The organism is Salinicola sp. NYA28a (genome assembly GCF_976982775.1).
In genome coordinates, this window is the sequence record NZ_OZ334582.1 from 3,247,903 (window position 1) to 3,261,459 (window position 13,557).

At 65.3% G+C, this 13,557-nt stretch carries 11 protein-coding genes; 5 read left to right on the forward strand and 6 right to left on the reverse strand.

Going from position 1 to position 13,557, the window contains the following annotated elements:
- Positions 1-38 precede the first annotated feature (38 nt).
- Complete coding sequence (locus tag ACWHY3_RS14615) at positions 39-1,751, forward strand: methyl-accepting chemotaxis protein (protein ID WP_332779004.1); 1,713 nt, start codon at positions 39-41, stop codon at positions 1,749-1,751.
- Positions 1,752-1,834: 83 nt separating this feature from the next.
- Here the strand turns inward: ACWHY3_RS14615 and ACWHY3_RS14620 are convergent, their stop codons facing one another.
- Together ACWHY3_RS14620 and ACWHY3_RS14625 are read right to left on the reverse strand one after the other, a co-directional pair.
- On the reverse strand, positions 1,835-2,455 hold the full coding sequence (locus ACWHY3_RS14620; RefSeq protein ID WP_448126869.1) for an L-threonylcarbamoyladenylate synthase: 621 nt from the start codon (positions 2,453-2,455) through the stop codon (positions 1,835-1,837).
- Positions 2,456-2,571: 116 nt separating this feature from the next.
- Entirely contained in the window at positions 2,572-3,495 is a 924-nt protein-coding gene (locus tag ACWHY3_RS14625) for a PHP domain-containing protein (protein WP_087718323.1), read from the reverse strand.
- A gap of 110 nt (positions 3,496-3,605) precedes the next feature.
- On the opposite strand from ACWHY3_RS14625, the gene ACWHY3_RS14630 reads away from it, so the two are divergent.
- From ACWHY3_RS14630 to mnmC, 3 genes are all read left to right on the forward strand, one after another.
- Entirely contained in the window at positions 3,606-4,157 is a 552-nt protein-coding gene (locus ACWHY3_RS14630; RefSeq protein WP_087718149.1) for a septation protein A, read from the forward strand.
- Positions 4,157-4,456 carry a YciI family protein gene (locus ACWHY3_RS14635; RefSeq protein WP_087718150.1) on the forward strand — a complete coding sequence of 100 codons (300 nt, stop codon included), beginning with the start codon at positions 4,157-4,159 and terminating at the stop codon, positions 4,454-4,456. The genes ACWHY3_RS14630 and ACWHY3_RS14635 overlap by 1 nt, the downstream gene beginning before the upstream one ends.
- Before the next feature lie 202 nt (positions 4,457-4,658).
- Positions 4,659-6,692 (forward strand): bifunctional tRNA (5-methylaminomethyl-2-thiouridine)(34)-methyltransferase MnmD/FAD-dependent 5-carboxymethylaminomethyl-2-thiouridine(34) oxidoreductase MnmC, encoded by a 2,034-nt coding sequence (mnmC, locus tag ACWHY3_RS14640; protein ID WP_448126870.1) that lies wholly within the window; start codon positions 4,659-4,661, stop codon positions 6,690-6,692.
- 97 nt (positions 6,693-6,789) lie between these two features.
- Here the strand turns inward: mnmC and ACWHY3_RS14645 are convergent, their stop codons facing one another.
- Positions 6,790-7,521: a response regulator gene (locus tag ACWHY3_RS14645; protein WP_087718152.1), complete on the reverse strand. Its 732-nt coding sequence runs from the start codon at positions 7,519-7,521 to the stop codon at positions 6,790-6,792.
- 3 nt (positions 7,522-7,524) lie between these two features.
- On the reverse strand, positions 7,525-9,126 hold the full coding sequence (locus ACWHY3_RS14650) for an ATP-binding protein (RefSeq protein WP_256961074.1): 1,602 nt from the start codon (positions 9,124-9,126) through the stop codon (positions 7,525-7,527).
- Positions 9,127-9,470: 344 nt separating this feature from the next.
- Between ACWHY3_RS14650 and ACWHY3_RS14655 the strand changes: the two genes are divergently transcribed.
- The gene (locus ACWHY3_RS14655) at positions 9,471-10,784 is read left to right on the forward strand and encodes a 2-hydroxycarboxylate transporter family protein (protein ID WP_448126871.1); all 1,314 of its coding nucleotides are present in this window, start codon (positions 9,471-9,473) and stop codon (positions 10,782-10,784) included.
- 414 nt (positions 10,785-11,198) lie between these two features.
- Here the strand turns inward: ACWHY3_RS14655 and ACWHY3_RS14660 are convergent, their stop codons facing one another.
- Both ACWHY3_RS14660 and ligA read right to left on the reverse strand, forming a co-directional pair.
- Complete coding sequence (locus tag ACWHY3_RS14660; protein WP_087718155.1) at positions 11,199-11,468, reverse strand: YheU family protein; 270 nt, start codon at positions 11,466-11,468, stop codon at positions 11,199-11,201.
- Entirely contained in the window at positions 11,465-13,501 is a 2,037-nt protein-coding gene (gene ligA, locus ACWHY3_RS14665) for an NAD-dependent DNA ligase LigA (RefSeq protein WP_448126872.1), read from the reverse strand. The genes ACWHY3_RS14660 and ligA overlap by 4 nt, the downstream gene beginning before the upstream one ends.
- Positions 13,502-13,557: the final 56 nt, after the last annotated feature.

The window sequence follows — 13,557 nt, forward strand, 5'->3', positions numbered from 1 at the left end:
GCCCGCCTCGGGCGGTGCATATTCATCGGGAGTCTGTCATGAAATCGTTTCGTTTCACGTTGCGGGGCGGCCTCATCGCCATGCTGCTGCTCTTCGCCCTGCTGACGTCACTGATCGGAGGCGGCAGCTACCTGGCGATGAAGCAAGCCAGGGATGCCTTCGATTCCGTCTACACACTCAATGTCGTCCAGCTCGGCACCGCGCGCGAAATCTACGCGGGACTGATGCAGACCCGCGTCCTGCTGGACAGCTACCAGACCGACTATAACCGCCTGCGCGTCAAGCCCGCCAAGAAGACCTGGGCACAGGCCGAAGCCACCTTTGCTCACGCGACACAGCGACTTGCCGACCTTTCCCCGACGGGCGACCCGTCTTCGGAGCAGAGCCGAACGAATCGCGATCTGCAAAGCCGCTTCCAGGCACTGATCGATGACGGCATACAGCCCGGTTTCGACTCGCTCAAGGCCTGGGATGTTTCGGCCTACCAGGCCAGCGTGCAGAGAGCCAACGAACTGACCGCGGCGCTGGACGCCAGTCTCGCAACGCTGACCACCGCCGCGAATGCCAACGCGGCGTCGGGCGCCGAGGCCATGTCACGCAACGTCAGCCGCCTGCAGCTGGGGCTATCGGCGACCGCAGCGGTCACCGCGTTGCTGGTCCTGCTTGCTTTCTACCTGTTTCAGCGCCATCTGCTGCGCCCGCTTGGCGAAGTCAGGAAACACTGCGCCGATATCGCCCAGGGTGATCTCGGCACGCGCCTGTCAACCCGCGGCGTGCGCGAAATGGCACTGCTCAAATCCGGCGTGGATGCCATGCAGCTCGCACTGCTGGATCTCGTCTCTCAACTGCAGCAGGGAAGCCGGGCACTACGTGACGACGCGCTGGAATTGACCGACGCCAGCCACGCCCTCAACGATCAGAGCCGACAGCAGGCCCAGGCGCTACAGCAGACCACGGCGAGCATGGAAGAGATCACCGCAACCGTCTCGCACACGGCAGAACATGCCGATCAGGGGCGGGCCCTGTCGGCGGAAAACCAGCGCCGGATCGATTCCAGCGGGGAACATGTCTCGACGGCGATCAGTGAAATGCAGGCTGCCCAGGCCCGCTCCGAAGCCTCGCTGGAAGTGATCGCCATGATCGACTCGCTGGCTTTCCAGACCAATCTGCTGGCACTCAACGCATCGGTCGAGGCCGCCCGGGCTGGCACGCAGGGGCGCGGATTCGCGGTGGTCGCCGAAGAGGTTCGCCGCCTGTCGGCTCGCTCCGCCGAGGCCGCCGGAACGATTCGCGAGCAGATCGAAGGCACGCATCGCCAAGTGCAGCAAGGCACCCACGTACTGGTCGGCGCCGGGGAAACGCTGACCACGGCCGTGGGTTCCAGCCAGCGGCTCAGCGAGCTGCTGGACGGCATCGCCCTCTCCTGCCAGCAACAGCGCGACGGCATTCGCCAGATCGATCAGGCCATCAACGCCATCGATGCCGCCACCCAGCGCAATGTCGCGCTGGCGGAGCGGACGCTCCACGCCACGCGGGATCTCGACGACCGCGCTCAGCGCCAGCAGGAACGCTGCGATGCGTTCAAGCTGGTGGCATCGTCATCCGCTGCCGCAGCCGCGACGTCCCTACCGGGTTCGCACGCCCCTGCCGCGCCCGTCGAGGCGAGCTCGGCCACGGATGACAGGCCCAACGCCGAGGCGAGGTCGATAGCCGATGCGAGACACGAGGCCCCTGAACCGTTACCGGCGTGAGCGAGATGCCGGCGCCACGGCGTCTTCCCGCGAGTGGAACCGCCGTGGCGTTGGAAAAATGACGGTGCAGTTCGAGATTTCGCCTAACGGAAGGCTTCGGAATCACCCCGCCCTTCGCGGACGATCACCGGCGGGATCTCGCGCAGATCGACCACGGTGGTCGGTTCGAGCTGACAGGCACCGCCGTCGATGATCAGCTCCAGATGCGCACCGAAGCGCTCGCGGATCTCTTCCGGATCGGTCATCGGCCAGAACTCACCCACCGGAATCAACGTCACGCTCATCAGCGGCTCGCCGAGGGCATCGAGCAGGGCGTGCGTGATCTTGTGGTCCGGCACCCGGACGCCGATCGAACGACGCTTGGGATGCAACAGCAGACGCGGCACTTCGCTGGTGGCGCTGAGAATGAAGGTGTAGGCGCCGGGCGTATGCGACTTGAGCAGGCGGAACACGCTGTTGTCGACCTTGGCGTAGGTGCCGATTTCCGACAGATCGGAGCACACCAGGGTAAAGTTGTGGCGGTCGTCGAGCTGGCGCAGCCACTTGATCTTCTCGATCGCCTTCTTTTCGCCCAACCGGCAGCCCAGCGCGTAGCCGGAGTCGGTGGGATAGGCGATCACGCCGCCCTGACGCAGGATCTCGATAGCCTGGTCGATCAGACGCTTCTGCGGATTCTGCGAATGAATCTGGAAGAATTGGGTCATTGCACGCTCTCCTGAAACCGCTTTGGAAACCCGCCACGACACGCATGACAGCGGTCGTCCGTAGGATGACTCTCGCTATTTCGAGCGTCACCGCTTTCAGCGTAACAGACGCCGCGTCATTCGCCGCAGGCAAAGCCTCGCAGGGACGGATGACACCACACCGGCCTGACGTGGGAGCGCGGCGGCGGACTGATCGTCCCGGGCGACAGCGCACCGCCGGGATAGTGGAAATCGCTGCCGATCGAGCCGTACAGGCCATGGAAGTCGAGCTGTCGGGCCAGGTCGTGGGTCGTATCCGGATTCTGGTAGCCGCTGACCAGCTCCGCCGCTTCGCCGCCGGCTTCGATGAAGGCCGAGAACATCAGATCGCGCTTGCGCCGGGTCATGCCGTAGCGCAGCGGATGCGCAACGACGGCGATGCCTTGGGCGTCGCGAATCCAGCCGACCACCGTCGCCAGCTCCGGCCAGTGCATCCTGACGTCGCCGCGCTTGCCGGCGCCAAGGTAGCGTTTGAACGCCGTCTTGATATCCGGCACCACGCCGGCGGAGACCAGCGCTGCCGCGAAATCCGGCCGCCCCAGCGGGCGCTCGCTTCCCGCTTCCCGCCGCGCCCTGGCGAGCCCGTCGTCCAGGCCGACCTTTTCCAGACGGTGGGCAATTTCTCGGGATCGCAGCTCGCGGGCGTGGGCCAGCGACGCCAGGCCGGCATCGAGGGCGCGGGAGGTGCCGTGGGGCAACAGCGCCACGATGTGAAGCGCGATGCCCCGCCACTGGCAGGAGAGCTCGGCGGCCGCCATCAGGTGGATGCCATGGTGACGGCATCGCTGTCGCGCTTCCTCGACGCCATCGAGCGTGTCGTGGTCGGTCAGCGCGACGTGCGTCATCCCGCGGGCATGGCACAGGTCCGCCAGTTCGGTGGGTGAAAGCTTGCCGTCGGAAGACGTGGAGTGCAGGTGCAGATCGACCCCGCGAACGCTTTCCAGCGTTTCTGGCAGCGTCAACGAACGAGTCTCGCGATCATCGGTGGGAAAAACGCTCATGGGCATGACGCCAGCCAGCGTCTTTGTCAGAATAGATCGACTATGGTGACGGGCGCGACGAGCCGGGTCAAACGTCTGCGCCGCCACCACCCGCCAGAGGCCTAGCCCGTATGAAACTGCTGTTCGACTTTCTGCCCATCGCGATCTTCTTCGCCGTGTACCACCTGAGCGGCGACATCATCATGGCGACGATGGTGCTGATTCCCGCTACCGTGGCGCAATTGGGCATCGTCTGGTGGCGTCAGCGCCGCATCGAGAAGATGCTGCTGATCACCTCGATCATCGTGATCGCCTCGGCCGGCGCCACCATCGCGTTTCGCAACCCGGCCTTCATTCAGTGGAAACCCACCGTCATCAATGCGCTGTTCGGCGTCGCATTTCTGCTGTCGCCGCTGTTCGGCGGGCAGACGCTGACCCAGCGGATGATGGGCAAGGCGGTATCGCTGCCCGCGGCCGTGTGGCGGCGGCTCAATCTGGCGTGGGTGCTGTTCTTCTTCGCCATGGCGGCGCTCAATGTCTATGTCTTCAGCTACTACGACGAGGCGACCTGGGTCGACTTCAAGCTTTTCGGCATGCTGGGATTGACGCTGCTGTTCGTGGTCGGGCAGGCCCTGTTCCTGGCCCGCCACCTTTCGCAATCACAATCGGAGGAAGGTTCCTGATGCTCTACGCCATTATCAGTGACGATGTCGACGACAGCCTGGAAAAGCGGCTCTCGGTTCGCCCGGCGCACGTCGAACGCCTGGAGGCGCTGAAAGACGAAGGCCGACTCGTGCTCGCCGGTCCCCATCCGGCCATCGACAGCGACAACCCGGGCGAGGCCGGCTTCAGCGGCAGCCTGATCGTGGCCGAGTTCGAATCGCTCGAAGCCGCGCAGCGCTGGGCCGATGCCGACCCGTACGTCGCCGCCGGCGTCTACTCCCAAGTGCAAGTCAAGCCGTTCAAGCGGGTACTGCCGTAAGCCGGAAGCACCCGTCGCCCGTTATCCACAACCGCTCGCGTCACGGTTTTGCACAATGGCTGTGGATAACACTGTTAAGATCCCGCGGACGTCTTTCCGTGCCGCCGACAAGCCGCCGCCTGGCGGAAAGTGTTCAATTTTTATACAGCTCGCCGCCTGGCTTTCCTGAAGCGATTGCCTGGCGGCGCTGGACGTGGAAACCATGACCGGCAACTCGGTTCCTCCTCATCGCCATGCCATCCGCTACTCCATCCGACATGCCGAACTGGACTGGCGTGTCGACGATGGCGACGTCGAGGCTCCCTTCTCGACCGCTTACGACGATGTCTATTTCTCGCGTCAGGATGGCCGCGAGGAGAGCCGTTTCGTCTTCATCGACAACAACGATCTGCCACGACGCCTGGCCGCCTGGCGGGCTCGGCGGCCGTTCACGATCGGCGAGACCGGCTTCGGCACCGGGCTCAACATGCTGTGCGCCTGGGCGTGCTTCGATGAGAACGCTCCTGCCGAGGCCAGGCTGCATCTGGTCTCGACCGAGAAGCATCCGCTCACCCGCGAGGCGCTGGAACGCGCCTGGCGCAGCTGGCCGCAGCTATCGTCCCGGGCCGCTTCGCTGCTCGAGCAGTGGCCGCCGGCGGTAGCCGGTGTCCACCGGCTGCAGCTGGATGCCCGCGTCATCCTGGACCTTCACTTCGGCGATGCCGCGGACTGCCTGTCGCAGCTGGACGGCCAGGTCGACGCCTGGTTCCTCGACGGTTTCGCGCCGTCGAAAAATCCCGACATGTGGCGCCTTGAGCTGTTCGAGGCCATGGCCGCCGCCAGCCGGCCGGGGGCGACCTTTGCTACCTTCACCTGCGCGGGATTCGTTCGCCGTGGCCTGGCCGCGGCCGGCTTCCACTGGCGCAAGGTGCCGGGCTTCGGCCGCAAGCGGGAGATGCTGCGCGGCGAGCGGGACGAGTCGACGCGACCTGCGTCCGAGGCCATTCCCGCCCGAGCGGCGACCCCCTGGTTTCAGCCGCCGCCCGCCCGGCCGGCGGCGCACGTGGCCGTGATCGGCGCCGGTATCGCCGGCACCAGCGTGGCGGCGGCACTGGCGCGCCGAGGCAGTCGGGTGACGCTGGTGGATCGTACCGGCATCGCGGCCGGGGCCTCCGGCAATCCTCAGGCCGCGCTCTACGTCAAACTGGCGATCGAACCCAACCTACAGAGCCGCTTCTATCTCGCCGCGCTGCTCTACACGCAGCGCTGGCTGGCGCGCCTCGATCCCCAGCGCCGCTGGTGGTCGGACTGCGGGCTGCTGCAACTGACCGGGGATGCGCGTGGCATCGAACGCCAGCGCCGGTTCCTGAACCTCTACGACCTGCCGTCGACCGTCGTCTCCGCCAGTGAGGCCGCCGACGCCACGTCGCTCGCCGGCATCGATCTGGACCAGGCTGCTCTCTATTATCCGCAGGCGGGCTGGGTGGATCCGGTGGCGCTGTGTCATCACCTCGCGGCGACGCCCGGCGTCGAAACACACCAGGCCGAACTCCGTTCACTGCGGGAGACGGAAAGCGGCTGGCAGTTGCAGCTGGGCCAGAGCCCGCTGCGCGTCGATCAGGTCGTGTTCGCCACCGGCCACGCCAGCCACGACTGGCTCGACGGTCTGCCGCTGCAATCGGTTCGCGGCCAGGTATCCACCCTGGCGCTACCGCAGCAGACCGAGTCCGGCAACGGTCCGGCCCTGGAGCGCGTGCTCTGCGCCGAGGGCTACGTAATGCCGGCCCGGGACGGAATGCTCACCTTCGGCGCGACCTTTTCGCCCAACGATGCCGATACGACGCTGCGCGAATCGGATCATCGCCGCAACCTCGACGAGCTGGCGCGAACGGCTCCGGCGCTGGCCCGCCAGTTTGCCGGAATCAATCCCGCCAGCTGCGGCGGCCGCGCCAGCGTTCGTGCCGCCAGCCCGGACAAGACGCCCTACGCCGGGCCGCTGCCGGACGTCGCGCGCTGGCGCAGCAATTACGCCGCGCTGGGCAAGGATGCCAAGCGTCGCTTCGACTGCCCCGGCAGCCACTATCCGGGATTGTGGGTCACGACCGCGCACGGTTCCCGCGGCATGGTCAGCGCTCCGCTGTGTGCCGAACTGATCGCCTCGCGGCTATACGATGAACCGATGCCGCTGGAACGCGAGCTGGTGGATCATCTCCACCCCGGTCGACGCATCATCGCCGACCTGATTCGCGGGCGCTGATACGGCCCCTGCGGGCGCTGATACGACACCTGCGGTCCGGGGAGCCTCCGATTGACGCCGTGTTGCCCAGCGGAATCGTCAATCGGGTTTCCTCGCCTCACGAGCCCGGCGTGCCGGTCTCTCCCAGATGCGCCAGCGTCTCGCCATCGAGGCAACGGTAGGTAAAGGAAGGACGGCCGATCTGGCCGTAATGGAAGGACTCCTCGAGCACGCCGCGATCCACCAGATGCTTGAGGTACTTGCGCACCGACACCCGCGACATGCCGGTGTTCTCGCTCAGCGCCTCGGTGGTGAAAGGCGCCCCGTCCTGTTCGGCGGCGGCTCTCGCCACCTGAGCGAGCGAATTGGCCGTCAGCCCCTTGGGCAAATCGCCGGGGCGGGCCGGCTGGGCGGCAATCGACTCGCGGCGGAACAGCGCATCCAGATCGCGCTGGTGCGCGCGCGCCGGCAGCCGCGACAGCCGCCGGTGCGTATCCAGACAGCGCGTCAGGGCCTCCTTGAAGCGCTCGAACTCGAAGGGCTTGACCAGATAGTCGCTGACGCCGAGATGCTTGGCTTCACGCACGGTTTCCATTTCCGAGGCCGCCGTGATCAGCACGATCTGGATATCCCTGGCCTGGCGGCGCAGGTCGCGTACCAGCGACAGGCCGTTGTGCTCGCGGAGATAGACATCGAGCAGCAGCAGGTCCACCGGCTCCCGCGCCAGCAAGTCCCTGGCCGCCGGCAAGTCTTCGCATTGCGCCACCAGATCGATGCCGTCGATACGATTGAGAAACTCGACATTGAGCCGCATCACCATCGGATCATCTTCTACTACCAGTACGCGCATGGATCACGTCACTCCGTCGGTTACCCGCGTTACCGCCATGGCATAGGGTACTGTCACCTCGACCAGCGTGCCACGCCCCAGCGTCGAATAGAGGGCCAGCGAGCCACCGAGCGATTCCACGTGCGTCTTGACCATGGCCAGCCCATAGCCTCGCCCTTCGCCCTTGGAGGAGACTCCCTGCTTCATGGCCAGCCGCTGCTGATCTTCGGCCATGCCTTTACCGTTGTCCGATACATGCAGCGAGAGCGCGCCGGCATCGACGCCCAGTGTCAGGCTCACCTGAGGCGCCTCGCGCCCGGCCACCGCCTCGAACGCGTTCTCCACCAGATTGCCGATGATCGATACCAGAAGATGGATGATCTCGCTTTCGTCGGGTGCGGGTATCTCGCTTTCCAGATCGATCTCGAACGCCACTCGCCGCTCTCTGGCCTCGCTGCCCTTGGCCAGAAGAAAGCCGGCCAGGATCGGGTCCCTGACCCCGGCAATCCGGGCCGCCGCCGGCGCGATCAGGGTGTCGTCGAGCTCGCGCAGGTAACGCTCCAGGCGCCCCAGATCGCGCAGCTGCACGAGCCCCAGGATCACGTGCAGCCGGTTCTTGAATTCATGGGTGGAGGCGCGCAGCGCCTGGGCGTATCGGCTGACGCCGGTCAGCTCTTCGGCGAGCCGATTCACTTCGCTGCGATCCCGCAGCGTCACCACGCTTCCGTCGGCACCGCGTTCGCCGCGAATGGGCACGCGATTGACGATCAGCGCTCGCCCGTTCAGCGTCAGCCGGCGGTCGAGCGAGGGAATGCCGCTGTCGAACAGCTCCTTCAGCGTCGCGGCCGGAATCCCCGAACCGTCGGCCGCCGCCGAGGAGCCCAGCAATTGGCAAGCCGCCGGATTGACCAGCGTGATCTCTCCCTCGCCATTGATCGCCAGCACCCCTTCGTGCAGCGAGGAGAGCATCGCCTGACGCTCCCGAACCCACTGGGATATCTGGTGCGGCTCGAACCCCAGCAGGATCCGCTTGATATAGCGCGCCAGGCACCAGGCGCCCGAGGCGCCGATCAGCATCAGCAGTGCGATACCCAGCAGCAGACCCTGGCGGCGTTCGGCCAGCAACAGGCCGACACGGTTGAGCGTGACCCCGGTCGAGACGGCGCCGATGACCGTACCGCCGGCATCGAGCACCGGCGAGAATCCGCGAATGCTGACGCCCAGCGTGCCCTCCGAGCGAGAGACGTAGGATTCCCCGGCCAGCGAGGGGTCTTCGTCGCCACCCCGGAAATGCCGCCCGACCTCGTCGGGATCGGGATGCGTCAGGCGCAGATGATCGAGATCCATGACGGTGATGAAATCCACCCCCAGCCGCTCGCGCAGTCTCTCGATCTGCTGGCGCAAGGCGGAATCGGGATCGTGGACAATGGGGCGGGCGGAGAGCGCCGTCTTGACGTCACTGCGATCGGCCAGCACTGCCGCCAGCCCCATCACCCTCTCGCCCTGGGTGTCCTCGAGATTGGCGCGCAGCTGGTAGTTGAACAGCAACAGCGCCACGCCCAGCGTCAGCACGATCATGCTGGCGACCAGGATGAATATCTGGGCACTCAGACGTAGCCGTTTCACGCCACGTTCCTCGCAGGCGGGAGCGTGGTTCCAATCTCGCCAAGCCTGCCGCCGCATCGAGCCAATCCGAACATCTTCCGCCACTCCTTTTCACAATGCCGGCCGCAACAGCCGCCCTCGAGGTAACCGGTCGGTAACCGCCATGGCTTTAGACCATGGTGGTATACCCTCCAGGCCGTGTGTATGCAGCTCTCGAGCGCGTTTCTTTCAATAGTTTATAAAGGCTTTAATAATTTCCTAAAGCTTGGTCGACACCGTGAGGTCTCTATCCTCGGCACCGTACCGCCCGCCGGGCAAGAATACCGCTTATCGCCCTTTGGGCGAGAATCCATGGGGAGCCAACCATGACTTCAACCGTGACGCAAACTGCACACGCCGATTCCGGCCGTCGAGACAGCTGGCTGTCGACGCCGATCTTCGGCATTCCCCTACCGCTTTTCGCCATCGCCACCCTCGTTCTGATCATCTCCATGGCGACGGACACGATCCCGACCGGGATGATCGGCGCCCTGCTGGTGATGATGATCCTGGGCGAACTCATGGGCTTCATCGGTGATCGGCTGCCGATCGTCAAGAGCTATCTTGGCGGCGGCGCGATCCTGGCCATCTTCGGCGCCGCAGCGCTGGTCTACGTCCAGTGGCTGCCGACCAGCGTCGTCGACAACGTGACCCAGTTCATGAAGGGCGGCGGCTTCCTCAACTTCTACATCGCCGCGCTGATCACCGGCAGCATTCTGGGCATGGACTCCCGCGTGCTGGTCAAGGTCGGCTCGCGCTACGCTCTGCCGTTGATCTGCGCCGTGCTATTCGCCGCCCTGTTCGCGATCGCCGTCGGCTGGATGATGGGCTTCTCGCCGCAGGACGCTGTCGTCGTCATCGCCCTGCCGATCATGGGCGGCGGCATGGGCGCCGGCGCCGTACCGATGAGCCAGATCTACGAGCAGCTGCTGGGCCAGCCGGCGAGCTACTACATTTCCATCCTGGTGCCGGCGCTGGCCCTGGGTAACGTCTTCGCCATCATCATCGCCGGCCTGCTCAACGGCCTGGCCAACCGCATGCCGAGCCTGACTGGCAACGGCCAGATGATGCCGGGCGTGGAAATCGAAGAGCGCGAGAGCAAGCTGGAGCTCTCCAAGCTGGGCATCGGCGTCGTCGCCGCACTCACCTTCTTCGTCGGCGGCGAGATTCTGGGCGGGTTCATTCCGCTGCATCCGTACGCGCTGATGATCATTCTGGTCGCCGCTCTCAAGATCGCCAACGTCGTGCCGGAATCGATCAACGACGCCGCGGCGCAGTGGTTCCAGTTCGTTGCCAAGAACTGGACCTTCGCCCTGCTGTTCGGGATCGGCATTGCCTACACCGATCTCGCCCAGGTGATCGACGCCATCTCCATCACCTACGTGTTGATCGTGTTCGCTGTCGTCGCCGGTGCAGCCTTCGGCGCCGGCCTGGTCGGCAAGCTGGTCGGCTTCTATCCGATCGAGTCCGCGATCACCGCCGGGCTGTGCATGGCCAATATGGGCGGCACCGGGGACGTGGCCGTGCTCTCCGCTGCCAAGCGCATGCAGTTGATGCCGTTCGCCCAGATCTCCTCACGCTTGGGTGGCGCGCTGATCCTGCTGATCTCCAGTATCGTGGTGCCGCTATTCTTTACTTGATGGCGACCTTCACCTGATAGTGGCCTTCACCTGACAACGGCTGTTCTTCATCGAGAAAGGTGACAAAGCAAAACGGCGCCCCTGTTCTTAATGACGGGGCGCCGTTTTGGTTTGCTGATAAACCGATACGCTTGAATTCCCCACCCGATGACGCCTTCCAGAACGGCGCTGAACGACGATCGCCGCGTCGGGTCTCGCGTCATGGATGACGCGAGAGGCGCGTTGGGCAGGATGCCCTTTCGCGCCGACCCGAGCGCGGGCGGTTGGCGTTCAGGGTTTCGCCGTCTGGGGCGTCAAGAAAGGGGAGCGCGAGGGGCTTGCCCCTCGCAATAATGAGCAAAAGGGCGGTTGATGCTCGGTCAGTGGTAAGCAAATGCTGCTCGAATTAGTCATCTGGCAAAACGGACGCACCGTTTAGCCTTCCTCCTCGTCATCGGCCAGATCCCGCCCGAAGCTGCGCCACTGGGCCAGGGTCATCACCTCGGTGCTCTCGGTCTGCAGGTCGTGAACGATCAGCAACTCGCTCCGCTCGAGTTGCCGCTTGAGATCCCGCACCCAGTCATGCATGTCCGTCGCGACATCGGTGGTGTCGTACCCCTGCCGCGTGACGAACGTCTCCAGCAGCGCATCCAGCGTTTCCGCGGGCAGCATGCGGTGCGGGATTTCGATGAAGCGTCCACTCATGTTCCTGCCTCCCATGCGTTCAGCCGTTCGATGAACGTGGCTTCGTCGATCACCTCGACGCCCAGCTCTTCGGCCTTGGTCAGCTTGCTGCCGGCACCGGGCCCGGCGACGACGGTAGCGGTCTTCTTCGAGACGCTGCCGGCGACCTTGGCGCCGAGCGCCTGCAGGCGCGCCTTGCCTTCGTCACGAGTCATGCCCTCCAGGCTGCCGGTCAACACCCAGGTCTGCCCTGCCAGCGGCTGCGGCCGTTCGCCGATAGCCTCCTCTTCCCAGGTCACGCCCACCTTCAGCAGATCGTCCAGCGTCTCCTGATTGTGCGCCTGGCGGAAGAACGTGTGGATATGGTGGGCCACTACCGGGCCGACGTCGTCGACAGCCTTCAAGGCTTCCAGCGAGGCTTCGCGCAGCGCCTGGAGCGTACCGAAGTGGCGCGCCAGGCTGGCCGCCGTGGCTTCGCCCACTTCACGGATGCCGATGGCGTAGACGAAACGCGCCAGCGTGGTGTGCTTGGCCGCCTCGAGCGAATGGACGAGGTTGTTCGCGGATTTTTCCGCCAGCCGGGGCAGTTCGGCGAGTCGTTCGGCTCTCAATCGGAACAGATCGGCCGGCGTCTTGACCCACTCGCGTTCGACCAGCAGATCGATCAGCTTCTCGCCGAGACCGTCGATATCCAGCGCGCGCCGGCTGGCGAAGTGCTTCAACGCCTCCTTGCGCTGCGCCGGGCAGTAAAGGCCACCGGAACAGCGCGCCGCGACCTCGCCTTCCAGCCGCTCGATCTGCGAGCCGCAGACCGGGCAGGCCGTCGGCATCTCGATGGCACGCGCCCCCTCCGGGCGCTGCGACTCGACGACACCGACGATCTGCGGAATGACGTCGCCGGCTCGCCGCACGATCACGGTATCGCCGATACGCACACCAAGCCGCTCGACCTCGTCCATGTTGTGCAGCGTGGCATTGGAGACCGTCACGCCGGCGACCTGCACCGGCTCCAGCTTGGCCACCGGCGTCAGCGTGCCGACGCGGCCGACCTGGAACGCCACGTCGTTGAGCGTCGTGGTCTGTTCCTGGGCCGGGTACTTGTAGGCGATGGCCCAGCGCGGCGCGCGGGAGACGAAGCCCAGCTCGCGCTGATCGCGCAGGCTGTCGACCTTCAGCACGGCGCCGTCGATGTCGTAGTCGAGCGTCTCGCGCTGCTCGCCCAGCGTCCGGCAGAACGAGACGACACCGCTCGCACCCTCGACAACATCGAGCAGCGGGCTGGTGCGAAAGCCCAGCTCGCGCAATCGCTTCAGATAATCCGAATGGGATTGCGCGCTGTCGTCCCCCTCGAGCCGGGCGACCTGATAGGCACAGAACTCCAATGGCCGTTTGGCGGCAATCGCAGAATCCAACTGTCGCAGGCTACCGGCAGCGGCATTGCGCGGGTTGGCGAAGACCTTGTCGCCGTTCTCCCGCGCACGCTCGTTCATCGCCTCGAAACCCGAGTGGCGCATGTAGACTTCGCCGCGTACCTCGATCAGAGGCGGCACCGACTTGCCCCGCAGCTTGAGGGGGATGGAGTGGAGCGTACGCAGGTTGAGCGTGACGTCTTCGCCGGTCCGCCCGTCGCCACGCGTTGCGCCCTGGACCAGCCGGCCGTTCTCGTAGACCAGCGACACCGCCAGCCCGTCGAGCTTGGGTTCGCAGCAGAACTTCAGCGTTTCCGGATCGCTTTCGAGCTTGTCGGCGACACGCTTGACGAATGCCTCGAGCTCTTCGGTGCTGAACGCATTATCGAGCGACAGCATCGGCACGGCATGCGTCACTTCCCGAAAGCGTTCGGCCGGCGAAGCCCCGACACGCTGCGTCGGTGAATCCGGCGTCACCAGGTCGGGGTGATCGGCTTCCAGCGACTGCAGCTCGCGCAGCAGCTTGTCGTACTCGATATCCGGAATCTGCGGCTGATCTTCGACGTAATAGTGATAGTTGGCATCGTCCAACTGCTGGCGCAGGGCATCGGCCCGCTCGAGGACCGTTTGGGGGATCTGGCTCATGACGCTCGATTCGATCGCTGCACAAAGTGACCCGCATTGTAGCGGAAGCCGATCAC